Source organism: Bacillus pacificus, assembly GCF_020861345.1.
Classification (GTDB): domain Bacteria; phylum Bacillota; class Bacilli; order Bacillales; family Bacillaceae_G; genus Bacillus_A; species Bacillus_A pacificus.
Genome location: NZ_CP086328.1, coordinates 3510356 through 3536500, shown reverse-complemented (window position 1 = coordinate 3536500; position 26145 = coordinate 3510356). Strand labels below are relative to the sequence as shown.

General features: G+C 33.9%; 29 protein-coding genes. 18 read left to right on the top strand and 11 right to left on the bottom strand.

Translation table 11 applies throughout. The annotated features are described in order from the left end of the window. The first annotated feature begins 116 nt into the window (after positions 1-116). Entirely contained in the window at positions 117-395 is a 279-nt protein-coding gene (locus LMD38_RS18345; protein ID WP_227585691.1) for a DUF3986 family protein, read from the top strand. A 59-nt stretch (positions 396-454) separates the two neighbouring features. Here LMD38_RS18345 and LMD38_RS18340 read toward each other — a convergent pair whose 3' ends face one another. Further along, complete coding sequence (locus LMD38_RS18340) at positions 455-1618, bottom strand: cation:proton antiporter (protein WP_000393887.1); 1164 nt, start codon at positions 1616-1618, stop codon at positions 455-457. Positions 1619-1948: 330 nt separating this feature from the next. Here LMD38_RS18340 and LMD38_RS18335 point away from each other — a divergent pair, with 330 nt between their 5' ends. The 3 genes from LMD38_RS18335 to LMD38_RS18325 all read left to right on the top strand — a co-directional run bounded on the left by LMD38_RS18335 (position 1949) and on the right by LMD38_RS18325 (position 6050). Beyond that, the gene (locus LMD38_RS18335; protein WP_208754957.1) at positions 1949-3622 is read left to right on the top strand and encodes a ribonuclease J; all 1674 of its coding nucleotides are present in this window, start codon (positions 1949-1951) and stop codon (positions 3620-3622) included. A 96-nt stretch (positions 3623-3718) separates the two neighbouring features. After that, entirely contained in the window at positions 3719-4549 is an 831-nt protein-coding gene (locus LMD38_RS18330; RefSeq protein WP_000925926.1) for a MerR family transcriptional regulator, read from the top strand. A 145-nt stretch (positions 4550-4694) separates the two neighbouring features. Continuing rightward, complete coding sequence (locus LMD38_RS18325) at positions 4695-6050, top strand: MATE family efflux transporter (protein ID WP_100633639.1); 1356 nt, start codon at positions 4695-4697, stop codon at positions 6048-6050. A gap of 35 nt (positions 6051-6085) precedes the next feature. Here the strand turns inward: LMD38_RS18325 and LMD38_RS18320 are convergent, their stop codons facing one another. Further along, a complete protein-coding gene (locus tag LMD38_RS18320) occupies positions 6086-6751 on the bottom strand; it encodes a DUF421 domain-containing protein (RefSeq protein WP_100633641.1) in 666 nt (221 codons plus the stop codon). A gap of 160 nt (positions 6752-6911) precedes the next feature. Between LMD38_RS18320 and LMD38_RS18315 the strand changes: the two genes are divergently transcribed. From LMD38_RS18315 to LMD38_RS18295, 5 genes are all read left to right on the top strand, one after another. Next, a complete protein-coding gene (locus tag LMD38_RS18315) occupies positions 6912-7490 on the top strand; it encodes a YdcF family protein (protein ID WP_001227683.1) in 579 nt (192 codons plus the stop codon). A gap of 146 nt (positions 7491-7636) precedes the next feature. Continuing rightward, a complete protein-coding gene (locus tag LMD38_RS18310; protein ID WP_228919888.1) occupies positions 7637-7954 on the top strand; it encodes a magnetosome magnetite crystal formation protein family in 318 nt (105 codons plus the stop codon). Between the two features lie 273 nt (positions 7955-8227). Next, complete coding sequence (nfsA, locus tag LMD38_RS18305; protein WP_228919885.1) at positions 8228-8962, top strand: oxygen-insensitive NADPH nitroreductase; 735 nt, start codon at positions 8228-8230, stop codon at positions 8960-8962. Positions 8963-9224: 262 nt separating this feature from the next. After that, the gene (locus LMD38_RS18300) at positions 9225-9770 is read left to right on the top strand and encodes a sigma-70 family RNA polymerase sigma factor (RefSeq protein WP_142238272.1); all 546 of its coding nucleotides are present in this window, start codon (positions 9225-9227) and stop codon (positions 9768-9770) included. Position 9771: 1 nt separating this feature from the next. Further along, positions 9772-10383 (top strand): flagellar motor switch protein FliG, encoded by a 612-nt coding sequence (locus LMD38_RS18295; RefSeq protein WP_228919883.1) that lies wholly within the window; start codon positions 9772-9774, stop codon positions 10381-10383. Positions 10384-10474: 91 nt separating this feature from the next. On the opposite strand, the gene LMD38_RS18290 is transcribed toward LMD38_RS18295, so the two are convergent. The 6 genes from LMD38_RS18290 to LMD38_RS18265 form a co-directional block, all read right to left on the bottom strand. Continuing rightward, positions 10475-11200: a sulfite exporter TauE/SafE family protein gene (locus LMD38_RS18290; RefSeq protein WP_228919881.1), complete on the bottom strand. Its 726-nt coding sequence runs from the start codon at positions 11198-11200 to the stop codon at positions 10475-10477. Positions 11201-11305: 105 nt separating this feature from the next. After that, positions 11306-12526 (bottom strand): MFS transporter, encoded by a 1221-nt coding sequence (locus LMD38_RS18285; protein WP_228919879.1) that lies wholly within the window; start codon positions 12524-12526, stop codon positions 11306-11308. Positions 12527-12545: 19 nt separating this feature from the next. After that, the gene (locus tag LMD38_RS18280; RefSeq protein ID WP_228919877.1) at positions 12546-12995 is read right to left on the bottom strand and encodes an ArsR/SmtB family transcription factor; all 450 of its coding nucleotides are present in this window, start codon (positions 12993-12995) and stop codon (positions 12546-12548) included. A 128-nt stretch (positions 12996-13123) separates the two neighbouring features. Beyond that, entirely contained in the window at positions 13124-14338 is a 1215-nt protein-coding gene (locus LMD38_RS18275) for an MFS transporter (RefSeq protein ID WP_228919876.1), read from the bottom strand. Positions 14339-14344: 6 nt separating this feature from the next. Continuing rightward, on the bottom strand, positions 14345-14812 hold the full coding sequence (locus LMD38_RS18270) for a VOC family protein (protein ID WP_208754954.1): 468 nt from the start codon (positions 14810-14812) through the stop codon (positions 14345-14347). A gap of 166 nt (positions 14813-14978) precedes the next feature. Beyond that, positions 14979-15098 carry a YjcZ family sporulation protein gene (locus tag LMD38_RS18265; protein ID WP_000120179.1) on the bottom strand — a complete coding sequence of 40 codons (120 nt, stop codon included), beginning with the start codon at positions 15096-15098 and terminating at the stop codon, positions 14979-14981. 238 nt (positions 15099-15336) lie between these two features. On the opposite strand from LMD38_RS18265, the gene LMD38_RS18260 reads away from it, so the two are divergent. Further along, entirely contained in the window at positions 15337-15555 is a 219-nt protein-coding gene (locus LMD38_RS18260; RefSeq protein WP_002091864.1) for an aspartyl-phosphate phosphatase Spo0E family protein, read from the top strand. Between the two features lie 49 nt (positions 15556-15604). After that, the gene (gene hfq, locus LMD38_RS18255) at positions 15605-15793 is read left to right on the top strand and encodes an RNA chaperone Hfq (RefSeq protein ID WP_000400661.1); all 189 of its coding nucleotides are present in this window, start codon (positions 15605-15607) and stop codon (positions 15791-15793) included. Positions 15794-15820: 27 nt separating this feature from the next. On the opposite strand, the gene LMD38_RS18250 is transcribed toward hfq, so the two are convergent. Beyond that, positions 15821-16423 (bottom strand): HD domain-containing protein, encoded by a 603-nt coding sequence (locus tag LMD38_RS18250; RefSeq protein ID WP_016717057.1) that lies wholly within the window; start codon positions 16421-16423, stop codon positions 15821-15823. 172 nt (positions 16424-16595) lie between these two features. Here LMD38_RS18250 and LMD38_RS18245 point away from each other — a divergent pair, with 172 nt between their 5' ends. The 7 genes from LMD38_RS18245 (at position 16596) to LMD38_RS18215 (ending at position 24715) form a co-directional block, all read left to right on the top strand. Then, positions 16596-17429, top strand: a complete 834-nt coding sequence (locus LMD38_RS18245; RefSeq protein ID WP_000502571.1) for a flagellar motor protein MotP — start codon at positions 16596-16598, stop codon at positions 17427-17429. 22 nt (positions 17430-17451) lie between these two features. Beyond that, on the top strand, positions 17452-18129 hold the full coding sequence (locus LMD38_RS18240; RefSeq protein WP_000596046.1) for an OmpA family protein: 678 nt from the start codon (positions 17452-17454) through the stop codon (positions 18127-18129). Between the two features lie 149 nt (positions 18130-18278). Next, positions 18279-18647 (top strand): response regulator, encoded by a 369-nt coding sequence (locus LMD38_RS18235; protein WP_000940577.1) that lies wholly within the window; start codon positions 18279-18281, stop codon positions 18645-18647. A 128-nt stretch (positions 18648-18775) separates the two neighbouring features. Continuing rightward, entirely contained in the window at positions 18776-20788 is a 2013-nt protein-coding gene (locus LMD38_RS18230) for a chemotaxis protein CheA (RefSeq protein WP_227585560.1), read from the top strand. Positions 20789-20961: 173 nt separating this feature from the next. After that, positions 20962-22602, top strand: coding sequence for a flagellar motor switch protein (locus tag LMD38_RS18225; protein WP_073529941.1), 1641 nt, complete (start codon positions 20962-20964; stop codon positions 22600-22602). A 16-nt stretch (positions 22603-22618) separates the two neighbouring features. Continuing rightward, positions 22619-23971 carry an Ig-like domain-containing protein gene (locus LMD38_RS18220; protein ID WP_073529942.1) on the top strand — a complete coding sequence of 451 codons (1353 nt, stop codon included), beginning with the start codon at positions 22619-22621 and terminating at the stop codon, positions 23969-23971. Positions 23972-23998: 27 nt separating this feature from the next. Beyond that, positions 23999-24715: a hypothetical protein gene (locus tag LMD38_RS18215; protein ID WP_000403991.1), complete on the top strand. Its 717-nt coding sequence runs from the start codon at positions 23999-24001 to the stop codon at positions 24713-24715. 84 nt (positions 24716-24799) lie between these two features. Here the strand turns inward: LMD38_RS18215 and LMD38_RS18210 are convergent, their stop codons facing one another. Then, the gene (locus LMD38_RS18210) at positions 24800-25582 is read right to left on the bottom strand and encodes a CheR family methyltransferase (RefSeq protein WP_000582896.1); all 783 of its coding nucleotides are present in this window, start codon (positions 25580-25582) and stop codon (positions 24800-24802) included. 39 nt (positions 25583-25621) lie between these two features. After that, positions 25622-26119, bottom strand: a complete 498-nt coding sequence (locus tag LMD38_RS18205) for a flagellar motor switch protein FliG (protein WP_001020115.1) — start codon at positions 26117-26119, stop codon at positions 25622-25624. Positions 26120-26145: the final 26 nt, after the last annotated feature.

Below are 26145 nucleotides of genomic sequence, written 5' to 3'. Positions count from 1 at the left end.
AGCAAAGGAGTTAGGTGGGGGGCGGGCTGCCCATTAAAGTCCGATTGGTGAGGGCTGATTAAAGTTTCACTTTATTAGGTGAAATATGATACGTTTTCAAAGGGAGGGAAATTATTATGAAGAAATATGATCCTAGTCAAGATTATCACATCGGATATTATGAAGATGGATATGATTTAGAAGTGACAGCGTACAAAAGAATACATGAACCAGTTTGGGATGCTTATATTCCACACTATGAGGTAGACGATTTTTATAAGAAAGTGGAGGAAATGAAGCTAGGTGAATATGTAGATGATTATGGCATTATGGTGTATTCATTTCGTAATGATATTGATGATGATGAAGCGCGAATTATTTTTGAAAAATGGTTAAAAACGAACGGGATTGTTTAAAGATAAAACGAAAAAAAAGCTTACTATCTTATAAGATAGTAAGCTTTTTTTTATTAAACTTATTTACTTGCTTTCATTGCTTTATCTTTTGCACCAAAAGTGTATTTTAACATTGGTGGTGTAATCATTGTAGTTAAAATAACGACAATAACGATAGCTGTAAAGTAATCTTGTGCTAGTAGACCTGAAGAAAGTCCTGTTCCTGCGATGATAAGTGCAACTTCACCACGAGAAACCATTCCAGAACCGATAATTGCAGAAGACTTAGCGTCAAATCCAGTCATTCGTGCACCTAAGCCACAACCGATTAGTTTCGTTAATACAGCGATTACTGTTAATGCTAGGATGAACCAAATTTGATCGCCAATACCGTCAAATGTAATATTCATACCGATACTTACGAAGAATACTGGAACGAACATAGCGTAAGCAATTGGTTCTACTTTCTTTTCTACCTCATGTTTGTAGTTCGTTTGAGAAATTGCGATACCAGCTGCGAAAGCACCGATAATACCAGCAATTCCTAATAGTTCGCCGAAATATGCGAATGAGAAACAGATGATAAGAGCCGCGCTCACGATAGACTCAGATACGCGTAGCGGTGATAACCAGCGCATAATCGCAGGAACACCTTTCCATCCGATTAAAATAATAGAAGCGAAGAATACAACTTTCTTCAAGATAATCATTGTTAAGTTAACATCGTCTGTACCTAGGAAACTCATTGCAAATGCTAATAAAATAACGACAAGAATGTCATCAAATACAGCTGCGCCCAGCATAGTTGTACTTTCACGTGTTTTCATCTTTCCTAAATCGCGAAGTGTTTGTACGGAAATACTAACACTTGTCGCACATAGAAGTAATCCTAAAAATACAGCATTTCCTTGTTCCATTCCCATAATAAGACCAGAAACGTAACCACCTACGAATGGAAGAATGATACCTCCAAGTGCAACAGCTAAAGAAGAATTACGATTTGCGTTTAATTCCTCTAAGTCTGTTTCAAGTCCTGCCATAAACATTAAAAGAATAACACCAACATTACTTAATTGTGTTAGAAGCTCTGAATTTTCAATCCAACCTAATACAGCTGGACCGATAACGATACCGACAATTAATTTACCTAGTACAGAAGGTTGACCTAATCTAACACTAAGATCACCAGCAAGCTTTGTACTTAATAAAATAAGTGCAATTTGAAAGAAAAATTCGAATTCCATCGGATCCTCTCCTTATTATTTTTATTTTTATCATACGATTTCTCGGAATTTGCCTAATGAAAATATGTAAAACCCATTAAACAAAGGGTCTGATTACAAGTTCTTTTGAACTCGTAATTTGAACCTGTAATTAATATATAATAGATTTTACAAAAAATCAATGAAAAAATGGGGCTTTTTTAAGGAGAACCTGTGTTATAGGGGATATAGGTATAAGAGTAGCTTGTGAATTTTATATGTATGAAATAGTATGAAGTCCTTTTTCATTACGAATAATAAAGCTTAAATACTATTTCACGAGTTGTAACTGTGAAAGGGAGGGTTTATAGTTTGAAGTCATTAAAAAACAACGTGTCTATCGTTGCTTTAGGTGGAGTAAATGAAATAGGGAAAAATATGTATGTTATTCAATTTGAAAATGATATTGTCGTTATTGACTGTGGATCAAAATTTCCAGATGAAAGTTTATTAGGAATTGATTTAATCATTCCAGATGTCACCTACTTACAAGAAAATAAAGAAAAAATTCGCGGATTAGTCGTGACGCATGGACATGAAGACCATATTGGCGGAATACCATATTTTTTAAAACAACTAAACGTACCAATCTATGCGACGAAGTTAACGTTAGGTTTAATTGAAATTAAATTAAAGGAACATAACCTTCAAGGTGATACAGAATTAATCGTGATTCATTCAGAATCAGAAATTGATTTCGGTGCTATTAAGACAACTTTCTTTAAAACGAATCATAGTATTCCAGATTGCCTCGGTATTGTTTTTCATACACCAGAAGGTACTATAGTACATACAGGTGATTTTAAATTTGATTTGACACCAGTTAATAATCAACATCCTGATATTCATAAAATGGCTAAAATAGGTAGTGAAGGTGTATTAGCTTTACTATCTGAAAGTACAAATGCAGAACGACCTGGATTTACCCCATCAGAAAGGTCGGTGGGGGAACGGATAGAGGAAATATTTATGAAAGCAAATAGGAAAGTGATTATTTCTACTTTTGCTTCTAATGTGAATCGTGTTCAGCAAATAGTTGAAGCTTGTATAAAAACAAATCGAAAACTGGCTTTGCTCGGCAGAAGTATGGTAAATGTAGTAGAAGTTGCTCTAGAGAAAGGGTATCTAAATATTCCAGATGGTATGCTAATTGAAGCAAATGAGGTAAATAATTTAGATCCAAAGCAGGTCGCAATACTTTGTACAGGAAGTCAAGGAGAACCAATGGCAGCTTTAGCGCGTTTAGCTAGTGGAAACTATAGGCAAGTAGATGTTTTACCAGAAGATACAGTTATTATAGCTGCGACTCCTATTCCAGGAAATGAACGTAATGTTTCGCGAATTATCGATAACTTATTTGCATTAGGGGCAAGAGTGATTTACGGATCAGGCAGTTCTACTGGAGTCCATGTATCTGGCCATGCATATCAAGAAGAATTAAAGTTAATGCTCACATTAATGAAGCCAAAATATTTTATCCCCATTCATGGAGAGTTTAGAATGCTACATCACCATAGCTTGCTAGCGGAATCAATTGGTGTTGAAAAAGAAAATATCTTTATCGTTCGTAATGGAGATGTTGTAGATATAAGTAATCAAGTGGCAATTCAATCGAGAAAAATACAAGCAGGAAATATATATGTAGATGGATTAGGAATTGGTGATGTTGGAAATGCATTATTACGTGATCGAAAACAACTTTCAGAAGATGGAATGCTCGTTATAGTTATTACTTTTAATAAAGTGGATGGAGAAATAATTTCAGGTCCTGATATTATTTCTCGTGGATTCGTCTATGTTCGTGATTCAGAAGAATTTTTGAAGGAATTAAATAAATTAGCTGTTATTACGATTAATAATGTAAAGAAAGAGAAAGTGAATAGCTGGGGTATTTTGAAAAGAGAAGTAAGAGAAGCTTTAGGGAAGTATATATATACGAGTACGAAAAGAAAACCGATGATTCTTCCTATAATTATAGAGGTGTAATAATGAATAAAAAGAATTCTCTTAAGGGAATTCTTTTTTGTTTTGAAGATAGAATGAACATATAATGAAATAAATAGAAATGGAAGGGAATAAAAGATGTTATTAAACAAGCGCTTTACAATTGGAGAAATGGCAAAAATGCATAATATAGCGGAATCTACTTTACGTTATTATGATGAAAAAGGAATTTTTCATCCGTCCATTGTGGACCCACAAACAAATTATCGCTATTACACAATCGATCAATTTTCACTATTAGATACGATTAAGTTTTTACGCCAATTAAATATTCCATTAAAGGAAATTAAGAAATATATTGATGAAAGAAATCCAGCATACGCACTCAATTTGTTGGAAAAACAACAAGAAATGATGTTGAAAAAACAAAGAGAAATTGAGTATGCTTTGGCGAAAATGGAGCATAGAATTCATTTGATTAAGGAAGCAACAAAAGCAAAAGCTAAACAAATGGTAATAAAAGAGATCCCGCGGCGAAAAATAACAGCCATTGCGGTTGCTCCGAATACGACGGATGATATGTTTGAGTACTACATTCATTCGTTGCAAAAAAATATGAGGCAAATGGATGATAGTTTATTTTCTGGAGATATTGGTGTAACAGTTGCGAAAAAAGGATTCATGCAAAATGAGTTTCAAGCGTATAGTAGCGTGTTTATTCTTTTGGATTATATGCCGTATGAAGTGCATAATTCAGATGAGATTAAGGAAGGTTTATATGCTTGTTCTTATCATCATGGACCGTATGAAGAAACAGATGCAACGTATAAGGAATTACTTGCATACATTGATCAAGAAGGATATGAAGTAAGTGGAGATGCGATTGAGATTGGATTAATCGATTGGTCTGTAACAGAAAATCCAGAGGAGCAAGTAACAGAAATTCAAATTCCTATCATGAAAAAATAAAACAATAAGCTGTAGCACTCGTATCATTACAAATGGGTATTAAATACGATAATTCAGTTACCTATTTTTTAAATTCTCTATTGACTTTCAAGTTACTTGAAGGTTTAAACTAAGAAAAGAGAGTTGAAAAAAGGAGCATAATAGTATGGAAGCAACAGAAAAATTAAGAGAAAAACCGATAAAAAGTTTATTTATTTCTTATTTAATACCAGCTGTTCTAGGAATGGTATTAATGTCGGTTAATATTGTAATTGATGCGGTAATGATTAGTCGGGGAGTTGGAGCAAATGGATTGGCAGGAGTAAACGTGGCTATTCCAGCGTTTTCAATTTTCTTCTCTATTTCATTATGGATTGGAATGGGCGGGGCAACGTTATATTCCATTGCATTAGGTGAAAATAAAATTGAAAGAGCAAGGTCTATTTTTACTCAATCCATGACGGTAGCAGTCATTATTGTAGGCGTTTTAGCGGCAATTTGCTTATGGAGAATAGAAGATTTAGCATACGTATTCGGTGCGAATGAAGTAATTTTACCGTATGCGTTAGACTATTTACACGTATTATTAACATTTGGAATGATATACGTTTTAGAAAATATTTTAAGTACATTTATACGAAATGATGGAAATCCTAATTTAGCAATGGCAGGTTTAGTTGTAACAGCTGTATTAAATATAGTGTTTGACTATATCTTTATTTTCATCTTTAAATGGGGCGTGACAGGAGCTGCTTCAGCAACTATTCTTTCAGCAGCGATTGGTTTCCTTGTATTATTAACGCATTTCTTTAGAAAAAGTAGTATTTTAAAATGGACGAAATTCCATTTTGAATGGGATACAGTAAAACAAATTATGATAATCGGTTTCCCGAGCTTTACAGCAGAAAGTACAGTAGCGATTGTAACGATTGGTTTTAATATTGCATTCGTTCAATATGCAGGAGAAGTAGGAGTCGCTTCTTATGCGATGGTGAATAGTATTCATGCAATGACATTACTATTATTCTTTGGTGTAGGTGCAGCATTACAACCGATTGCTAGTTTCCATTATGGTGCAAATTTAGCAAAGAGACTTCGTGAAGGATTGCAGTTTGCAGTGAAAATTGCAGTTGTACTTGGAGGCGTTGCAATAATTGTCGGATTATTCTTCGGGAAATATATTATTGGTCTATTTGATGTCCAATCTCCAGAGTTATTGGAGTTAACATTAACAGGTATGAGCTTGTTCTTTATCCAATATGTATTTTTAGGCTATAACATTGTGTATGGAGAGTACTTCCAATCAGTGCGACAAACGACAAAATCAGTACTTATTATAATGAGCCGAGGGCTGCTATTTATTATTCCGTTATTATGGATTATGCCGAAATTATTTGGGATAAACGGAATTTGGCTCGTTATGCCAGTAGCGGAAGTATTGACAGCGATTATCGTATTTACGATGAATCGTATGAAACATCCTGTGCCATTAAACATGGCAGGCGAGAAAGAAGCAATATGATGAAGAAAATCCCCTTGAGCAAGTAAGGGGATTTTTTATTCTTTTAAACTAATAGCAAAAGATCCATCCGTTTCTTGAACAGACGCAAAGGCAACGTTTTTAATATTTGTGATGCCTTTTTCTTTTAATTCTTTATATAACCACTTTTCGTCCTTATGAATTAACTTTAAGTTATCGTATTGAATTTGTGAATCAACGATAAGGGCAATTGGTAATCCAGCATACTTAACATCTATGTTCAAATCTTTCGGAGTTAATGGGACAAGTTCACGCTTTGGTAAAATGCTAATGGCTCCATTCGCTTCTAAAATAGCGTATTCAATTTCATGAACACTTGGGTATCCTGCGACGCGAAGATTAGAAAGTAATTCAGCAATGGGATACCTACTTTTTTGTAAGTTCTCAAAAATAATATCACCATGTTTAATTAAAATAATCGGGTGCCCGAGAATGAAACGATTTAGTTTGTTGAATAGGCTTAATTTTGTAAGGATTAAATGCAAACATGTAATAACGACCATACCGAGAAAAGCTTGCAAAGCACCAGAGACTGGTATGGCCTGAAAAGCTAAATAAGATAAAAAGATAATAGCACCAAAATCATGAGGCGTTAGTTGTGCTAAAGCTGATTTACCGAGCATCTTAAGTGATAGTAAAAATAAGATAAAAAAGAACGATACGTTACATAAAAAGAAAAGCAATAGAGACACTCCTTCGTGCAAAGTTGTACTTACTGTTCCCGAAAGAAATATAAATATTACTTTCTAGAGGGTAAATTAGGTTGAATTGGAATTTGTCTGTATACAAACAAATAAATGGATATTATCATGAAAGAAGCAAAGAACATAGGAGTATAGAGATATGAGAAAGAAAAAAATAATGAAGTATATGATAGGAATGATAATGGTTTGCGCCGTTTATGTGGGATTTTTACAATATAACATTTATAAGCATGGGCAAATGAATGCGACCTATGAAGCTGATTATATCATTGTATTAGGCTCGAAAGTAAACGGAACGAAACCATCGTACTCATTGCAATATCGTATTGATAAAGCAGCTGAGTATTTGAAAGCACATGAGAAAGCAATTGCTATTGTGTCTGGAGGAAAAGGAAAAGGGGAAGATATTTCAGAAGCATTAGCAATGAAAAATGAATTAATAAAACTAAAAATTGCAGAAGACCGCATTATAATGGAAGATAAGTCAACGAGTACAGATGAAAATATTAAATTCTCAAAACCTTTAATTCCGGACAATATGAAAAAAGGACTGATCGTAACAAATGACTTCCATATGTTTAGAGCGAAAAAAATAGCAGCTAAGCAAGGTTTACAATTAGAAGGTCTTCCGGCCGAAACACCAAAGCGAATTGTCATTCCATCGAATATACGTGAATATTTAGCCATTACGCAATATTGGTTTATGAATCGAATATAGTGGACGTGGTCCCGCCTAGCATTCTAGGCGGGATTTTTTGAGGGGAATCTTACAAATATGTCATCTTAATGAAAGGTAAAGCGATAGTTTCTAGAATGGATTCCTGACATAATGAAGATAACAAAAACTATTTAGAGGTGAATCGGATGAAAGGAAATAATATATTATCTTCACTATGTTACTTTAGTATCTTTTTTGCACCATTTTTACTACCAATTATCGTGTACTTCGTTGCAGAGGATGAAGTGAAATATCACGCGAAAAAAGCATTTTGGTCACATATTTTCCCGTATGCAATTTTATTCGGAGGGGTAGCGATATCAGGAATATACGGTTTAGGATTCAATCAATCTGACGGTGCTGGAATTGGGATCATGATCACATATGCAGTGTTCATTCTTGTAGGGACTTATTACTTCATTTGGAATATCGTAAAAGGTGTTAAAGTGTTGAAAACAGCGTAATAAGATAAGGGATAATTTGGAGTTAATTTGTCGTTATTTGTCGGTAAGTCGATATCCTTTGTCGAATCGACGATATATTTGAAAAATCGTCGATATAGTGCAAGGAATCGTTGATATATTGAAAAAATCGTCGATATAATTTCATTTACCGTATTAATAGATCTTTTAAAAGGAGCAATTCAAAAAGAATTGCTCTTTTTGTGCTTATAAGTTGTGAATATTGGAAAAGATATGTTAATTTTTCATTAGGAAGAGAAAAAAGGAGTGATTTTCATGAATGAGATGATACATAAAATGGAGCAACACGTTTCAGTTCGTAAATATAAAGAAGAATCCATTCCGAAAGATGTAGTAGAAAGAATGGTGCAAGCTGCGCAGCATGCTGCTTCCTCGCATTTTGTACAAGCTTACTCTGTTATATATGTAACCGATCAAGACTTAAAGGCGAAACTAGCAGAGTTATCCGGAAATCGTCATGTGAAGGACTGCGCAGCATTCTTTGTTTGTTGTGCAGATTTAAAACGACTTGAAATGGCATGTGAAAAACATGGTACAGAGATAAAGCATGAAGGAGTAGAAGACTTTATCGTAGCAACGGTAGATGCTTCACTCTTTGCGCAAAACTTGGCGTTAGCAGCAGAATCGTTAGGATACGGTATTTGTTATATTGGTGGTATTCGTAATAATCCGAGAGAAGTGAGCGAATTGCTTCATTTACCAGATAAAGTATATCCTGTATTCGGAATGACAGTCGGTGTATCAGATGAAGATCATGGAGTAAAACCACGCTTACCAGTAGCAGCAATCCTTCATGAAAATGGATATGATGAAAAGAAATATGATGAATTACTAAACGAATACGATGAAACGATGAGCGCGTATTATAAAGAAAGATCATCAAATAAGAAAAACGCAACATGGACGGAATCGATGAGTTCATTTATGTCTAAAGAAAAAAGAATGCATATGAAAGAGTTTTTAAGTGAAAAAGGATTTAATAAGAAATGAGTAAAAAGGCAGATCTGAAGCGAAGGAGAACTTGCAATATTTTAAAAATGTAACAGAGATTTGTGATGAAATGTTAGTTTAAGTGAATAGTTTGATTGCTAATACCTAAGTTCAGAATGTAGATACCATTTTCTGAACTTAGGTATTTTATTTGTTATCATATACATAAAAATTAAAAAATTTTTACAAAAGTGATAGGAAATGAGAGTGAAATGCCAATAGTAAGTAAAGGCAGCTGCTAAAGGGGAATTGAGGAAGGAAGATGTTTATGATTTTCGATTCTGAAGTGGATTTAATTACAGCTATGAAAAAACGTGATCAAGATGCTTTGAAAGAAGTGATTGATCAATATGGAAAATTAATTTTATACATTATTCATAAATCATTAAGTAGCCCTATTGAAAAACAATATGTGGATGATTGTTATAACGATGTATTTACTGTTATTTGGTTTCATATCGAACAATTTGATATGGAAAAGGGAAACTTCAAATCTTGGATGATTGGTATTACTAAATTAAAGGCATTGGAATATAAAAAGAAAGTATATAAAGAGAATAAAGTCGATAAAGACGTAGAGATAGATACAGGTGTCCATGATAGGTATGATATAGAACAAGAAGAAGAGATTATGGAAATAGTCCAAGATTTAAACAAGAAGGATCGATATATTTTTTTAAAGAGGTATATTGATGGATATTCCATTGACGACATTGCAAAAGAATTAAAGGTAACGGCGGATTATATATACAATCGAATTTCTCGTGGGAAGAAAAAAATTCAAAAACTATGGAAAGGGAGTGTGTAATATGGATAAAAGATTATTATCTATGTTAAATGAGCTCCAATATTCAGACGAAGAAATTGCACGCTTAGAGAAAGAAGCGGATGAGACTATAAATGTAGATAAGTATTATGTGAAAAACGGAGAATTATTGAAGAAATTAACGGTGCAAATGTTGGAAGAATCAGTTCGGAAAGAGTTACAAGAAGGAGAAGAAATTGAATGTGAAATATTAGTAGAAGAGGGGAGCCTTGTAAATTCTAAAGTTATACCAAGTATAGTAACCGCAGGGGCTACTTTTTATTATTACATTGTTTTAACAAATACAAGATTACGAATTAAATCGTTAGATTGTTATTTCAAAAAAATAAATGAGTATAATGTGCTAATTAGTTCAATTCAAGCAGTTTCGAGACATAAAAAAATGAAGAATGTATATGGAATTACTATAGATAATAACTATATACAATTAGGAAGTGCCGAGCATGAGCAAGAATTGAAAACGGTAATTGAGAAGCTAAAACAACGAGGGGTGAAAGAAGAGAGATATAAAGAGTTTGAAAAAAGTTGGCTGATTTTTTTCAATGTGTTTGTAATAGCGATAGGTGGGTTTCTAGTTTTAAAATATTTAATTTGAAAATAAAAAGCGGCATAATAGCCGCTTTTTATTGTTATCACGTTTAAAAATATTGAAAACTTATCCGTTATGACACAAACTAAAGCACCTTCTATAACGAATGCAAACTTTCAATAAGAAGGTACATGCCCGTGCAACTTAAAAGGATGTACGTAAATATTTTAAAAATCCGTTGATTAAGCCATTTGAAAATAATTTGACCTATATACAAACTTAGAAATACGATTGGAATAGCGTAAAAACTTGATTCCCAAATTGTTTTGTTTGTGCCAGTAAAGAGTATTTGCGTTAGTAGACTAATGAAATATATAAATAGATAAAAAGCTAAAGTAGTTGCTCTCAGCTTCTCTTTTTTTGTATCAGTTCCTGTAAAGTACAGTAACAGAGGTGGTCCCGGCATACCGATACTTGTCGTTAAAAGACCGGATAATCCTCCCGCTAAGAAATCTCTAGATTTTGTTGATTGAATCTTAAAGTTACAGATTAGCATCAACGTTAATAGTAAGAGCAAGATGCTAATTGCTAATTTAAACGTATTGATGTTAATGGAAACGAAAATGAAAATACCAAAAGGAACACCAACTATACTGCCGACAATTAATCTTTTCAGTAGAATACAATCAATGTCCATTCTTATTTTCCAAATGAGTGATATAGAAATAATGAATGATAAAATGATATTTATTTGTATAGCTTCTTGTGGTAGAAATAACATGAGTAAGAAAGGTGTTGCCATAATAGAAAAGCCAAAACCGGTACTCGTTTGTAAAATAGAAGCTACTAATATAATACAAATGAACATGAATATAGTATTCAAAAAAGCCCCCCTACATAATCAAATTTCATTAATATTTTAACATAAAGTAAAACTTTAATCAGTGAGGGCTTACTACCTAGCAAATCGCCGCTTGTTATGTTGCGGTTAATATTCCAATGATGATCCTGTAGCCTTAAAATATTTTTCTCGTGAAGGAGTCATTACTCGGATTGCTAATAAACAGGAAAGGAAAAGGATGAGTAACGAGCTACTTATTACAGTCATTTGAACGGAAAGAAATTGTGCGGATGCTCCAATTGCTAAAATGAAAAAGATTTGGATAAAACTTTTTATGGAATCAAATACGCTATCGATACGTCCTATCATATGAACCGGGATGTTATTTTGATAAAATGTAAAAAAGCCAGTACCAGCAAATGATGAAGAAATGCCAAGTAAAATGAAACCGCCTGCCGTGACGATAAATGAATTTGAAAAGGCGAAAATTACATAGCCTATTGCTGTGAAAATTGTCCCTAATCCGATACAATATTGAATTGGTAAACGTTTGGCAAAAAGAGAGACAAGAAATGAACCGGAAACGTAAGCAGCGCCAGTTATACTAACAAGCATACTGTATTCTATATCGGTTAAAAACAGTACTTGTCTTGTAAAAACAACTTCTTGTGAATCAAGTGCCATAGCGACAAGCATAGTCGCTTGAAATAAAACGAATATGAGAATAATGTACGTTTCAGTTCGAGCGAATGAAAAAACTTGTTTCCAATCACTTCGTAATGTTTGTACGAAAGTATTTGCAACTTCTTCGCTTTGCTTTGTTTGTAACGTAATATTAGGTAAGAAATAAATGAGAATAGTAGAAAGTAGAAAGGAAAGTGAGTTGCAGTAAATTACAAAGGATGCTGAGTGCGTGGTGAGAAGTATTCCAGCAAGAGCTGGACCGATAATAAAAGCCCCGCTTGTACAAAAGCTACTCCAAGCGTTGAATTGAGCGCGTTCTTCAGCAGGTATAAGCATTGTTTTATAAGAAAATGAAGCTGGATCGAAAAATGATGTAGCGATACGAGTTAAAAAGATAAAAATATAAATGGCCCAAATAGAATCAAATAGTGGAACGCAGCCAATAAGAGCTGCCCGAATTATATCTGTGATGAGCATAATAGACCGTTTGTTTAATCGATCTACTATACTACCAGACCATATTTTTGTAACAACGGTCGCAATTGGACCGACAATCCATAATCCTGCTACAGCAGCAGGGGAGTTTGTGCTATGTAACACCATTACGTTTAGGGCGATGAGATACATAAAATCACCTAAACGAGAAATTCCTGTTCCAGACAATAATAATAATTTATTTTTCATGAGCAGCTGGTCCTTTCTTTCATTGTTTTTTTAGCCTGCAGGAAATAGCGTATTCCTCTTCAGAGTTTGAGTGACGAGCGGTTTTGTTTTCCCATCGTAATAAAACTTGTGTAATCTCCCAAGTAAGCTGTTGTAATTCCTCTGGAGTTAAAAATAGATGAGATACAATATGACTATCTGTATTCGTTCCCTCTGTGCCGCTTTCTTCAATATAGAAGTGAGCTGCTTTTGCTTTATAATATTTTTCAATAATCCCTCGTTTTTCCTTCGTTTCTACTAATTCAAGCAACCCTCCATCGTACAAAATTTGAATGTGATAATGTACGCTACCAGCAGATTTATTTAGTTTAGTAGCTACTTGCTTTGCAGTGAGTGCTTCGTCTTTTAAAAGGTGAAGAATTTGAATACGTGTTGCATTGGAAATAAGTTTCTGCTGCTCAGCTGAAATAGTAAGCCTATCTTCAAACATTATAATATCCCCTTTCTTATAATCTAAATTTATTGTACATTCTAAAAAATTAGAACGTAAGAAAAATAAATCGCCTTTTTCCTCTGTTTTTCGACATAAATAAAAATAGCATGTACATAAACATGCTATTAAGTAATAGTAGATTCTTCATTAAGTTTCCCGCGATAAAACAGGTAAAGCCATATAAAACTTACAAATATACAGCATGTAGCTAGAAAACTACCAATTATTTGAGGAGAAAGGATTTCTAATAGCCATCCTGTAATGAACATAGATAACTGTATAAGTGAACCATAAATAGAGTAATGAAAGGAAAAAACTTTACCAATCATATTTTCGTGTGTGTAAGTTTGAAGTAATGTCGTATCAAGTGGAACGATGATTCCTCCTGCTATGCGCATACAGAGCAATGTAATGATACCGAAAATAAGTTGATCGGATAGAATGAATCCAAGAAAGAAAACGCCTTGTAGGAAGTAGGCCCAACCAAATGCTTTTTTCATTTTTTCTTTATTGCTGGATATGTAAAGATTAACGAGAAGGCTTCCTATCATAAGCCCAGCCCCTTGAACCGTATATAAAATCCCAATGTTCGTGTGGAAAATTTTTTCGGCATAGATTGTTAGAAGTAGCTGATAAGCACCTCCAATAAGCCCCCATGAAATGCCTACAAGAATTAATATTAAAATGATTTTTGTTTGTAATATGTATGTGTAACCATCTTTTATATCAGTAAAAAATGCTTTTTTCTTCTTACAAGTATCATAAGAGGGAACACTCATATTATAAATAAAATAGGCCGAAATAAAGTATGATAGGCTATTTACTAAAAAAGCGAATTCAATATGTAAAGATTGTGCAATAATCCCGCCAAGAGAGGCCCCCATAATAGACATAAAACCATTTATTGTACTAGAAAGAGAGTTAGCAGTTACAAAATGATTTTGATGTACGATGTTTTTTAAGGTTGCTTGTTTAGCCGGCTCAAATAAACAAGAAAGTACGGATAAACATATATTAGAAATGAAAATAATCTCAATTTTATATAGTGCGAATAAGTAAGTGAGGACGATTATGCCTCGTAAAATATCGGTAAAAATCATAATATTCTTTTTAGAAAACCGATCTACAACTCCGCCTATGAAAGGACTAAGCAGAAGCTGAGGTAAACCTTTACTTATAAAGGTGAGTGCGATCATAAATGGAGATTCCGTTATGCTATAGACGAACGTTAATAAAGCTACAGTATGAAACCAATCTCCAAGCACACTTAATGTTTGCCCATAAAATAGTTTTTTGAAGTTATTATTTGTTTTAAGAAGCGCGGAATAAGAAACTGACATAAAAGATTAATCCTTATGTAATAATGATGCTTGAACTTGTTTTTTCCACTCACTTAAATACACTTTCTCCTCTGTAGGGAGTCCAACAGGTAATTGTGCAATCAATTCTAAACTATTTCCGTCAGGATCGTTAAAGTATATGGCGGCATGCGCTAATTCTGGAAAAACAATCGGTTCAATTGGTTCCATTCCAAAGTCTTTTCGTGCTGAAATTCCTTTTTGATTTAGCCAATGAATCGCATTTTTTAAATCATGTAAACTTACTTGAAAGGCGATGTGTCGTAAAGAGGGGTGATAATTCACTTTGTATTCTGTGCCTTCCCAAAGGCCGAGCCAACTTTCATTTTCCTTAATCCAAAAGAAAGCAATATCGTCTCCTCTTTTATATAATTTCAGTCCAAGTGATTCGTAAAAAGGGATAGACACTTCTAAGTTACGGACGGGTAAATGTGCTTCGTAAAGACCTTTAATCATTGTAATCCTCCTAAGTAAAAATATTTCTTATTTCATAGTAAACGTTTTCTTATTAGTTGAAATCAGAAAAAGGAGGGACATAACTTCATACGAAAGTATGAAAAAACAGCTCAAATATGAGCTGTTTTCTTATAGTTTTTCGTTCATTTGTTAAGGATAGGATATATTAGTATCCGTATCCGCCGCCACCCCAACAGCTACAGCCGATGATGATTAGAAGGATGAATAGTACGATAAGCAAAGCAAATCCACCGCCGAAACCAGCGCAACTTCCACCATAACTCATATGTTTTCCTCCTTTTGAGTAAGTTAATCTATATAATTCATGGACTACTGTATACAGTATGTTTTTCGTATGGAAAAGGAGCCAGTCTCTTTTTTAATTAGACAAACGCCTGTATGGTCATTTTGATTGTATATGGAGCTAGGGGTATGTGAAGAAATCATTATATATTTCGCGATTTGTTCATAAAAAATATAAAAATTGTAAAAAAAACCATTTTTATATTTTTTTATGAGAGGATTTGTACTATAATTTTACAAGTAATATTATGGGAAAAGGGAGTTTTAGTGAAGAGATGGAGATGGGACAACTACAAAATAAAATAGAAACTAAAAAGAAAGAGCTAATTCAACTTGTTGCTAGACATGGATTGGATCATGATAAAGTTTTGTTATTTAGCCGAGATTTAGATATACTTATTAATAAGTTTATGAATGTGAAAGATAAAGTACATAAATAATTTGTAGTTTTTTATATTAAGATATTCAACGAAGAGGAGAGAGATATATTTGGAACATTTACAAGAAGAGCTATATAAACAAATAAAAGAAGAAAAAGGTATTGTTACAATTTTTTTAAAGAGTGGCGTTAGAATAGTAGGAGAAGTTGTTGCAATAGACAAATTTACCGTTTTAATGTTAGTTGATGGAAAACAACAACTTATTTACAAGCAGGCTGTATCAACAATAATGAAATAAGACACTCGTACTGAGTGTCTTATTTCATTATTGTTTGCAAGCTTCAACGTCAATGCCGGCAGCTAATAATTTTTTTTCACCATCTTGCTCAATGATTTTTTGTAATTTAGATAGGAAAGAATCAAAGTTTGTATGCTTTGCTACTTGGAATGTCATTTTATGCTCAATTGGCAGCCACGTATCAATATCAGCTTCGTTATGCTGAATTTTTACCTCAAGCTTATCAAGTGCGTTAGCAACTTTTGCTTCGTATGTTTCTTTCGTTTCAAACTCCATCCATAAATCATATAATTCCTCGCCGAGAGAACCTTTTAATGTTCGTTTAATATTTAAAATTGCTTCTTGTTCATTTATTTGTTTTTGTAATTGTAATTCATGACTATTCATTGTATCAAAAGCAGGAATATCACCAGCTTCTGCTTCGACTAGATCGTGAATAATAACCATTTTAAGTAATTTTTCAATATTTACTTTCTGATCTAAATAAGGTTCAACTAAAATGGCCATTAGAGACATGCGCCACGTATGTTCAGCAACGCTTTCTTGACGTCCGTTAGAAAGCCAGCTATGTCGCATTTCATATTTTAGTTTTTCTGCTAGTGCAATGACTTGTAAAATGTTATGTTCCATCGTGATCCTCCTCATATTTCCATACTATAATTCTAATATGGAAATGAAATGTGTCAATTTTATGAGTATATTGCGATAAATAGATGACGAGCGTATAATAAGCATTATATGTGAAAACGCATTATTAAAATAAAAAAATGTTTTACAAAAATGAAAAGGAAAGGGCAGGAATATGGGAGACAAAAATCAAGGATTTGCTAGACCAGAAAGAAGAAAAAGGAAGTTTGACATTTCTAGCCCATTTGGCATTTTAGTAGGTTTTGCTATAGTGATAGCGGCAATTATGCTTGGTGGAGGCGGAATAAAAGCTTTTAAAAACTTTTTAGATGTTTCATCTATTTTAATTGTCATAGGGGGAACAACTGCGACAATTGTTGTGGCATATCGATTTGGAGAAATAAAAAAATATACGAAAAGTATTTTTACTGTTTTACATAGAAAAGAAGAAGATTTAGAACAGTTAACGGATTTGTTTGTTGATTTTTCAAAAAAATCTAAAAAACACGGTTTGCTTTCTTTAGAGGTTGATGGAGAGCAGGTGGACAATCCTTTTATTCAAAAAGGAATTCGATTAATGTTAAGTGGTTACGATGAAGAGGAATTAAAAGAAGTGTTAATGAAAGATGTTGAAACGGAAGTGTATGAATTAAGAAAAGGGGCAGTATTATTAGATAAAATTGGCGATTTCGCTCCGGCTTGGGGTATGATAGGGACTTTAATTGGTCTTATCATTATGCTTCAAAACTTGCAAGACACATCGCAAATTGGTACAGGGATGGCAGTTGCGATGTTAACGACATTGTATGGATCAGTACTTGCAAATATGATTGCAATCCCTCTTGCTGAAAAAGTGTATCGTGGTATTGAAGATTTATATACAGAGAAGAAGTTTGTTATTGAAGCAATTTCAGAATTGTATCGTGGACAAATTCCGTCTAAATTAAAGTTAAAACTCGATACGTATGTATACGAAACAAAGATAAAAAAAGTAAAACGAGCAGCCTAATATTGCAAGGAGTGGTATGGTGATGATAAAACGACCGCAAAAGGGATCGCCTCGTTGGATGACGACTTTTACAGATTTAACGATGTTATTATTAACTTTCTTTGTATTACTAGTTGCTACTTCAAAGCAGGATGCAGTAAAATTGTCAAAGATGCTTGAAAAGTTTAGTGATACGGAGCAAGTTGATGCAAAAGTAATGGAAAATACTATACCAGATATTTCACATGAAAAAAATGATGAAAAAATGGTCTCAAAAAAGCGAATGGACGACTTGTACAAAAAGTTAAAAGCATATGTAGATAATAACGGTATTAGTCAAGTGAATGTATATCGAGAAGATACAGGGGTAAGCGTTGTTATAGTAGATAATTTAATATTTGATACAGGTGATGCGAACGTTAAGCCTGAAGCAAAAGAAATTATTAGCAAATTAGTCGGATTTTTTCAATCCGTACCAAACTCAATTGTTGTGGAGGGGCATACAGATAGTAGACCGATCCATAATGAAAAGTTCCCTTCTAATTGGGAATTATCTTCAGCACGAGCAGCTAATATGATCCACCATTTAATTGAAGTGTATAATGTGGAGGATAAAAGGTTAGCTGCGGTAGGATATGCAGACACAAAGCCAGTTGTACCGAATGATTCACCGCAAAATTGGGAGAAAAACCGTCGCGTTGTCATTTATATTAAAGAATAGTATTTTAGTATTTTAGTAATAAAATACTAAAATGCAGAAATTCTTTTAAAAAAATATTAAATTTTATCGTTTTATTTTGTATAATGAGTGAGAATGATAAGGTGAAATATTAAGATATATTTATACATAGAAGGAGAGAATCAAAAAGAATGGCACATAAAATTTTAGTTGTAGATGATGCGATGTTCATGCGAACAATGATTAAAAACTTATTAAAAAGTAATTCTGAATTTGAAGTAATCGGAGAAGCGGAAAATGGAGTGGAGGCAATTCAAAAATATAAAGAACTTCAACCTGATATTGTAACATTAGATATTACTATGCCAGAAATGGACGGACTTGAAGCATTAAAAGAAATTATGAAAATTGATTCAAGTGCAAAGGTTGTTATTTGTTCAGCAATGGGACAACAAGGTATGGTATTAGATGCAATTAAGGGCGGGGCAAAAGACTTTATTGTAAAGCCATTCCAAGCAGATCGCGTAATCGAAGCTTTAACAAAAGTAGCAAATAGCTAATATAAAAGGGGTGCCACAAGGAATCAAAACAGTGATAACGGATAGATGTGTGGCCCCTTTTTTCTCATTTTAAAACACTAAATTGTTATACATAAATGAAATGTTTGTTAGACAGGTAGGGGATGAAAATGCAAACAGATCTATTAAATATATTTTTTGAAGAATCGGAAGAACATTTACAGTCGCTAAATGAAAATGTGCTAACTTTAGAACAAAATCCCACTGATATGGATGTTGTGGGAGAAATATTCCGCTCAGCCCATACATTTAAAGGTATGTCTGCGAGTATGGAATTTACGGAAATGGCGGATTTAACGCATAAAATGGAAAACGTTTTAGATGAAATTCGTCATGGGAATATAGTAGTACATGCGGATATTATTGATGTGATTTTTGAATGCATTGATAATTTAGAGAAAATGGTTGCAGATGTGCAGCAAGGCGGAATGGGTAATATTGATGTAGTCGCAACGAAGCAAAAATTAGAAGCGTTATTGAACGGAAATGTAGAAACTTCTATGGAACATGTAGAGCAAGAGTCTATAAACAATGATGATGCAGTTTCGCATGAAGTGCATATAACCGTTGAACAGCAAGCTATTTTAAAAGCAGTACGTGCCATTATGTGTATTGAAGCACTGCAAAATATAGGCGATATACAAAAAACGGTTCCTAGTATTGAAGAAATCGAAGCGGATGCTTTCGGGTTTGAGTTTACAGTATTTATGAATACGGATCGTAGTGAAGAAGAATTGAAACAGGTAGTGCTTCACGTTTCTGAAATTGAGAAAGTAGTAGTGAAACAAGGAGAATCATTACAGGAAGTAGATTCGATGGTTGCTACGCAAGAAACTACGCGAGTAGAAGAAATGATACAGCCATCTGTAGTTGCGCAGGTGGAAGCACCTATTGAGACAGCGAAGCAACCTGCAAGTACTACGCCAACTAAAAGCACTGCAAAAACGAAAAATGCTAAAGGTGAGAATCGTTCCATTCGTGTGCAGCTAGAGAAAATTGAACGATTAATGAACATGTTTGAAGAGAGTGTAATTGAGCGTGGTCGCATAGATGAATTGGCACAAGCAATTCAAAACAAAGAATTAATTGAGCATTTAAATCGATTAGGCGATATTTCAAAAGATATTCAAAATGTACTTCTAAACATGCGTATGGTGCCGATTGAAACAGTCTTTAATCGTTTTCCGCGTATGGTACGTATGTTAGCGAAAGATTTAGGGAAGAAAATCGATTTACAAATTACGGGTGAAGATACAGAAGTTGATAAAATTGTTATTGATGAAATCGGTGATCCACTCGTTCATTTAATTCGTAATGCAATTGATCATGGTATTGAGACTGTTGAAAAACGTCGTGATGCAGGGAAAAATGAGACGGGTACAATTAAATTAGAAGCGTTCCATAGTGGAAATCATGTCGTAATTCAAATTACGGATGATGGAAATGGAATTCATAAAGGGAAAGTATTAGAAAAAGCGATTAAAAATGGTGTTGTAACAGAATCTGAGGCAAATAAATTAACGGATCGTGAAGTGTTTGATCTCATTTTCCAACCAGGATTTAGTACAGCAGAAGTAGTATCGGATCTTTCGGGGCGCGGGGTTGGATTAGATGTTGTAAAACATACAATTCATAGTTTAGGTGGACATTTAATTATTGATTCAGAAGAAGGAAAGGGAAGTACATTTAGAATTGAACTTCCATTAACGTTGTCCATTATTCAATCTATGCTTGTTCAAACGAATGATAAACGTTATGCTTTACCTCTTGGTAATATTGTTGAAGCAATTCGAATTAAGAGAGAAGACATCCAATCCATACAAGGAAAAGATGTGTTAAACTATCGTGATCAAATTATTGAAGTGAAGCATTTAAGTACTGTATTTGGTGAAAAAACAGTAGATGAGGCATTTGAATCATATGAAAGTCAAATGGTTCCTGTGTTAATTGTTCGTAATACACATCGTAGCTATGGACTTATTGTAAACACAATTATCGGCCAAAGAGAAATAGTCTTAAAGTCATTAGGTGATTTCTTTGCAGAGAGTTCGAACTATTTCTCTGGCGCGACGATTCTCGGCGATGGACGAGTGGTCCTCATTTTAAACCCAGAAGGTTTATAATAGGAATGAAGGAAAGCTCCCCACTTGTATACAATTGGGGAGCTTTTTGGTTAACTACATACTAATATATATAACAGGAAATAAATACATGTTCACGATTTACGTAATAAGTTTGTTAAAATGTAATGAGTGTATTCATTTAATAGAAAAACAAAAATGAGGAGGCAGGGAAAATGCCTGAGCAACACACAAAAGGGGATACGAGCACAATTGTGCTAGAAAAAGAAAAGGAGCTTTTAACGCCTCAAGAATGTGATATTCTTGGCGAAATTGCAAATATATCATTTGGCTCTGCTTCGACAGTATTATCAACGATTTTAAATAGGCAAGTAAGTATAACTGCTCCTCATGTAGAGTTAGTGGATTTATACGATACAAGTGATGTTGAGGTTCCTCATGTTGTATTAAATATTCATTTTACAAAAGGATTAGATATGGAAAATCTACTTGTCCTTCAGCAAGATGTTGCTTTATCTATTGCTGATTTAATGATGATGGGAACAGGTGAAGTGGAAGAGGGAAAAGAACTTGGTGAATTAGAGCTAAGTGCTGTACAAGAAGCGATGAACCAAATGATGGGATTCGCAGCGACGTCTATGTCGGAATTCTTCCAAGATACAGTAGACATGTCACCGCCGACAATTAAAGTCGTAAAGTTATTAGAAGAGATGGAGAAAATCTCTGGAATAACTGGAAATAACACGATTGTGAAAGTGTCGTTTGACCTTAAAATAGATAATCTTGTAAACTCTAAACTCGTACAAATTGTTTCAGTTGAACATGCGAAACAAATGATAAATAAATTACTACAATTATCTGGTGGCGTAGAAGAGCAAGACGAGCCAGCTGAAGTAGCGGAAGCTGAAATTGTAGAAGAACATGTTAAAAAAGAACAGTTAACGCAAGAAGAGAAAGATGTACTTGGGGAAATTGCCAACATTTCCATCGGTTCAGCTTCAACGGTATTATCAACGCTTTTAAATCAGCCGGTTACGATTAGTACACCCAATGTAGAAGCGATTAATGTGCGTCATTATGACGGTGTACCGGTTCCCTTTGTGATTTTAAATGTCGATTTTGTTGAAGGTTTAAAGAATGAGAACGTATTCGTATTTACGAAAGATGTTGCTTTGACAATGGTAGATTTAATGATGATGGGAACAGGGGAGATTGATCCAGAGAAAGAGCTTAGTGAATTAGAGCTGAGCGGTATTAAAGAAATCATGAACCAAATGATGGGGCATGCGGCAACAGCGATGTCAGAAATGTTTAAAGAGAAGATGGACATGACGCCGCCAGACGTTAAATTTGTCACGTTAAAAGAAGAAATGGAATATTTGGGAGAGTCAATGGAAGTGGATGAACTCGTTCAAATTACGTTCAACCTTGAAATTGGCGACTTGCTTCAATCGAAAATGTATCAAATTTTACCGATTTCAGAAGCGAAAGAAATGGTAAGACGACTGCTATATCCAATGGTGGAAGCAGAAGAAGAGATTGCAGAGGAAGAAATGGAAGAAGAGGTTGTAGAACCTGTTGTACAACCTATTGAATTTAAAGAAGTGAAACAAATTGAGCCAGTGTATATGGATACATCTATTCTACAAAATGTAGAAATGAATGTGAAATTTGTATTTGGAAGTACAGTGAAAACGATTCAAGATATATTAAGTTTACAAGAAAATGAAGCCGTTGTATTAGATGAAGATATTGATGAACCAATTCGAATTTATGTAAATGATGTATTGGTGGCGTATGGTGAACTTGTAAATGTAGATGGATTTTTCGGAGTAAAAGTGACGAAATCACTATAAGGCGTTGAAATAGTAGATGAAAAGCGTAAAGTTTTTTCTAATTTGCTGGCTATGCATACATGTGTGCTTGCTCTTCCCGCTGCAAAGTCAGGCGGAAGAGCAAAATGTGCCAGAACAAAATATAAATGAAGTGAATGTACAAGAAGAGAATAAGGAAGTTCAAGAACAGCCAGAACAAGTGGAAATGAAGCAAGATAAAGAGGAACAACAAGAAGTGAAGAATGAGCAAGAAACCGAAAAAAAGATAGAGACGGATCAAGGGATTATTACAATAAATAAGCGAGAATTAAAGATTGGCGAAGAAGTACGGATTATTGTAGAGCCAAAAGAGAAAAATATTCAAAGTATAAAAGGTATGTTGCGTTTGCCAAAAAACAGTAATCTGTATGAGCAAGAAAGAATGATACCTTTTGACTATGAAGAAGAGACGAAGCGATGGATTGCTAACTATAAGGTCGGGATTTTTGATTTGCAAGGTGATTGGAACCTTCAGCTTATTCAAAGTTTTAAAGAAAATGAGAAAGAAGAGCTTATAGAAAATGAAGTGAAAGTTCCTCTTATTCGTATAAATAATGAAACACCAACAATAGATAAAGAGATGCCGAAGTTGCATAAAGTCACTATTGACGAGGCGACGGAGAATGTAATCGAACGAAAACGAGGCGATTCTATACGTGTAAGAGTGAAGGCGGCAGACGTGGAATCGGTTGTGAAAGAAGTTCGTGTTACATTAAAAGGAAAAGAAAATAAAGAGATTACATTTTTATTAGATTACAATAAGCGCGACATGGAATGGCAAAAAGTATTTGAAATAACGGATGCATTGCCAAATGGGACATACGAGCTACTTGTAGAGGTAGTAGATGCGGCTGGAAATAAACTCGTTGAAGAAAGTGAGTATGTCGTTTCTGTTTTGGAACAAAAAACAGAAGATGATAAAAAGACAGAAGAACGAGAGAAAGAAGATAAATTAAAAAATAAAATAGAAGATAAGAAAGAAACTGAGAAGCAGGAAGACACGAAAGTAGAAATCCCGCTGCAGGAAGAAAAACAGCCAGTTGTTCAAATTCCGAAAAAAGAAGCGAAAGTAAACGACCTTATAAAAGAACCATTGAAAGAGAAAGAAAAAATTACTTATGTTATAAAAGAGCCTCTCACAGACAACAAGGAAGTAAATAATACGAAGGCTCAAAAAGATAAAGATAATAACAATCAAGTCATTTCGAAAAAGAAAGAAAAAAAAGAAGAGCCAGAAGATAAGAAAGAAACTAAAAGTGACCATGGAATACAAGCTTCTAATGTATTTGCTATTATGTCAGGTTTATTCGTACTATTTTTAGTGTTAAAGAGTAATAAAGAATGGGGCTAATTATTTCATCATAGTGGAGGCGCTTAAATGGAAATTAAACGTACGACAATTGAAAATAAGACGCTACAACCATTAAAACAGCCTGCAGCTATTTCGGAACATGAAATCCAGAAAGAACGAAAGTATAGTAATCTAGTGTTTACTGGACAGTCTAAGATTATTTCGAAAAATAATGAAATCGGGATTTTACTTGCGAGTTTAGGTGATGGAAAGGTTATGAAGGAAATGCTTTCTAAAGAGATGGATACAGTATTACAACTCTTTAAAAAGTTACATACATTATCTGGAGAAGGAAAGCAAACAGATAAAATATTTGAACAAGTCATGAGAAGCCTGCAAGGACTTGTTAAGCAGGCGCATATAAAAGAACTTCCTTTGTTAGATGGAACGTATGATTTCGCTGAAGTACAACTATCATTTGGTAGAAAGGTACACATTCCGTTATTAGATGTAAGTGCACTCCTCTCTAGCGTGGAGAGTGATTCATCAGAAGGAAATATAAATTTAATGGTAACGGTTATTACTGCGTATATCACGAAATTGTCTAACGAAACCATTTTAATTAGCGTCACGGATCGCACAGCTAAAGAGCGGGATGCAAGTGTATGGAGAGCACTTGCAGAAATGAATATGACACAATTATCACAGGCGTTGAAACAAACGGTGCAAGAACATAAATGGTCAATGACGTTTCTTTTTCTCGTTATATGGGTTGCTTGTATTATTTTAATTCGAGTTATATAAGAAACGAACGGAATCACGCAATTCTTCGTTATGATTTTAGTAAATAAATACAAAAAAAGCAGGGTGCAATAATCCTGCTTTTTTCTATATTTTTTCATAAAAGAATGTATCAAAACGCTGAAGATTGAATCGTTCAGGTGTTAAAATTTGTTCTGTGCTACCGACAAATAGCACACCGCCTTTTCGTAAAGAACGGCTAAACTTTTCATACAGCTTGACTCTTGCTTCTTCAGTGAAATAGATCATTACATTACGACAAACAATTAAATCGTAATTTGTATCGAACGATTGCATTAATAGGTCATGCTGTTTGAACGTGACGTGTTGCTTAATATTTTGATGTAATGAATATATATCATCTTCTTTTGTGAAATGACGTTCTTTCAAATCGCTAGGTAATTCTTTCAAAGAACGTTCCGTATATTGACCACGTTTTGCACTTTCTAAAATATGAAAATCAAGATCCGTTGCTAGTATTTCATAGCGAAATGGAGAGAGATGTTTCGATAAAATTAAAGAGAGTGTATATGGTTCTTCGCCAGCAGCGCAAGCGGCACTCCATACTTTTAATTTTCCGTTATTTTGTTCGAGTAATTTTGGCAGTGCTTTCGATTCTAACGTTTGCCAACGTTCTTTATTTCTAAAAAACTCTGAAACGTTAATTGTAATATAGTCAATAAAACTTAAAAATAAGTTTTGATCAACACGTAAAGTACTTAAAAACGTAGTGTAGTTTTCAAAGCCTTTTCTTGAAATAAAAGCATCGATTCTACGGCGCATCCTATCTTGTTTATACGAAGCGATATCCATATTGAATTGTTGTTTAAAACTCGCGATAAAATGATCATAATCTTGTTCAATTATCATATTTACAATGGGCACAATAACGATATTGTGCCGCCCCCTTTACATCATACGAATTTTTTGTTCAAAGCTTTTTTTCATTTGTTTTTCATGTAAACCTGGTAAATCATAAATGACAGCATCAATCCCAGCTTCTTTTGCAATGTCAACGGGAATGACAGATGTATGTTTGTCTCCGTTATAAAAACAGAGAACTAAATCGGTATCTTCAATAATTTGTTTCACAAAAAACATATAATCAGATCGATAAATAGAGTCGGAAGGGTGATCAAAAGCAACATACTCGGCTCCGTGTGATTTTAAATAATCTACGATTTCTTGGAATTCATCTGTTACTGCTTGTAACGGTTGGAGCGTGTAAAGGCATAAATTTTGAGCGAGTCTTTCGTTTTCAACGAAAAAACGAAGTACCTCATTTTCAATAGATTTATAACATAATATGTAAATTTTATGTTTGTGAGCATAGTCAGTTAAAAATTTTTTGATTTCTTCTTGATCTAATGCTGTTAATTGATTTGAACCACAAAGAAAAATATTCATAGAATTGTGCCACCTCATGCTAAATT

Bases quoted from the DNA above. Each gene is read 5' to 3' on its own strand.
- LMD38_RS18345 (WP_227585691.1), top strand. From the start codon at position 117: ATGAAGAAATATGATCCTAGTCAAGATTATCACATCGGATATTATGAA.
- LMD38_RS18340 (WP_000393887.1), bottom strand. From the start codon at position 1,618: ATGGAATTCGAATTTTTCTTTCAAATTGCACTTATTTTATTAAGTACA.
- LMD38_RS18330 (WP_000925926.1), top strand. From the start codon at position 3,719: ATGTTATTAAACAAGCGCTTTACAATTGGAGAAATGGCAAAAATGCAT.
- LMD38_RS18325 (WP_100633639.1), top strand. From the start codon at position 4,695: ATGGAAGCAACAGAAAAATTAAGAGAAAAACCGATAAAAAGTTTATTT.
- LMD38_RS18315 (WP_001227683.1), top strand. From the start codon at position 6,912: ATGAGAAAGAAAAAAATAATGAAGTATATGATAGGAATGATAATGGTT.
- LMD38_RS18310 (WP_228919888.1), top strand. From the start codon at position 7,637: ATGAAAGGAAATAATATATTATCTTCACTATGTTACTTTAGTATCTTT.
- nfsA (WP_228919885.1), top strand. From the start codon at position 8,228: ATGAATGAGATGATACATAAAATGGAGCAACACGTTTCAGTTCGTAAA.
- LMD38_RS18300 (WP_142238272.1), top strand. From the start codon at position 9,225: ATGTTTATGATTTTCGATTCTGAAGTGGATTTAATTACAGCTATGAAA.
- LMD38_RS18295 (WP_228919883.1), top strand. From the start codon at position 9,772: ATGGATAAAAGATTATTATCTATGTTAAATGAGCTCCAATATTCAGAC.
- LMD38_RS18285 (WP_228919879.1), bottom strand. From the start codon at position 12,526: ATGAAAAATAAATTATTATTATTGTCTGGAACAGGAATTTCTCGTTTA.
- LMD38_RS18280 (WP_228919877.1), bottom strand. From the start codon at position 12,995: ATGTTTGAAGATAGGCTTACTATTTCAGCTGAGCAGCAGAAACTTATT.
- LMD38_RS18275 (WP_228919876.1), bottom strand. From the start codon at position 14,338: ATGTCAGTTTCTTATTCCGCGCTTCTTAAAACAAATAATAACTTCAAA.
- LMD38_RS18270 (WP_208754954.1), bottom strand. From the start codon at position 14,812: ATGATTAAAGGTCTTTACGAAGCACATTTACCCGTCCGTAACTTAGAA.
- LMD38_RS18265 (WP_000120179.1), bottom strand. From the start codon at position 15,098: ATGAGTTATGGTGGAAGTTGCGCTGGTTTCGGCGGTGGATTTGCTTTG.
- LMD38_RS18250 (WP_016717057.1), bottom strand. From the start codon at position 16,423: ATGGAACATAACATTTTACAAGTCATTGCACTAGCAGAAAAACTAAAA.
- LMD38_RS18245 (WP_000502571.1), top strand. From the start codon at position 16,596: ATGGGAGACAAAAATCAAGGATTTGCTAGACCAGAAAGAAGAAAAAGG.
- LMD38_RS18240 (WP_000596046.1), top strand. From the start codon at position 17,452: ATGATAAAACGACCGCAAAAGGGATCGCCTCGTTGGATGACGACTTTT.
- LMD38_RS18235 (WP_000940577.1), top strand. From the start codon at position 18,279: ATGGCACATAAAATTTTAGTTGTAGATGATGCGATGTTCATGCGAACA.
- LMD38_RS18230 (WP_227585560.1), top strand. From the start codon at position 18,776: ATGCAAACAGATCTATTAAATATATTTTTTGAAGAATCGGAAGAACAT.
- LMD38_RS18225 (WP_073529941.1), top strand. From the start codon at position 20,962: ATGCCTGAGCAACACACAAAAGGGGATACGAGCACAATTGTGCTAGAA.
- LMD38_RS18220 (WP_073529942.1), top strand. From the start codon at position 22,619: ATGAAAAGCGTAAAGTTTTTTCTAATTTGCTGGCTATGCATACATGTG.
- LMD38_RS18215 (WP_000403991.1), top strand. From the start codon at position 23,999: ATGGAAATTAAACGTACGACAATTGAAAATAAGACGCTACAACCATTA.
- LMD38_RS18210 (WP_000582896.1), bottom strand. From the start codon at position 25,582: ATGATAATTGAACAAGATTATGATCATTTTATCGCGAGTTTTAAACAA.
- LMD38_RS18205 (WP_001020115.1), bottom strand. From the start codon at position 26,119: ATGAATATTTTTCTTTGTGGTTCAAATCAATTAACAGCATTAGATCAA.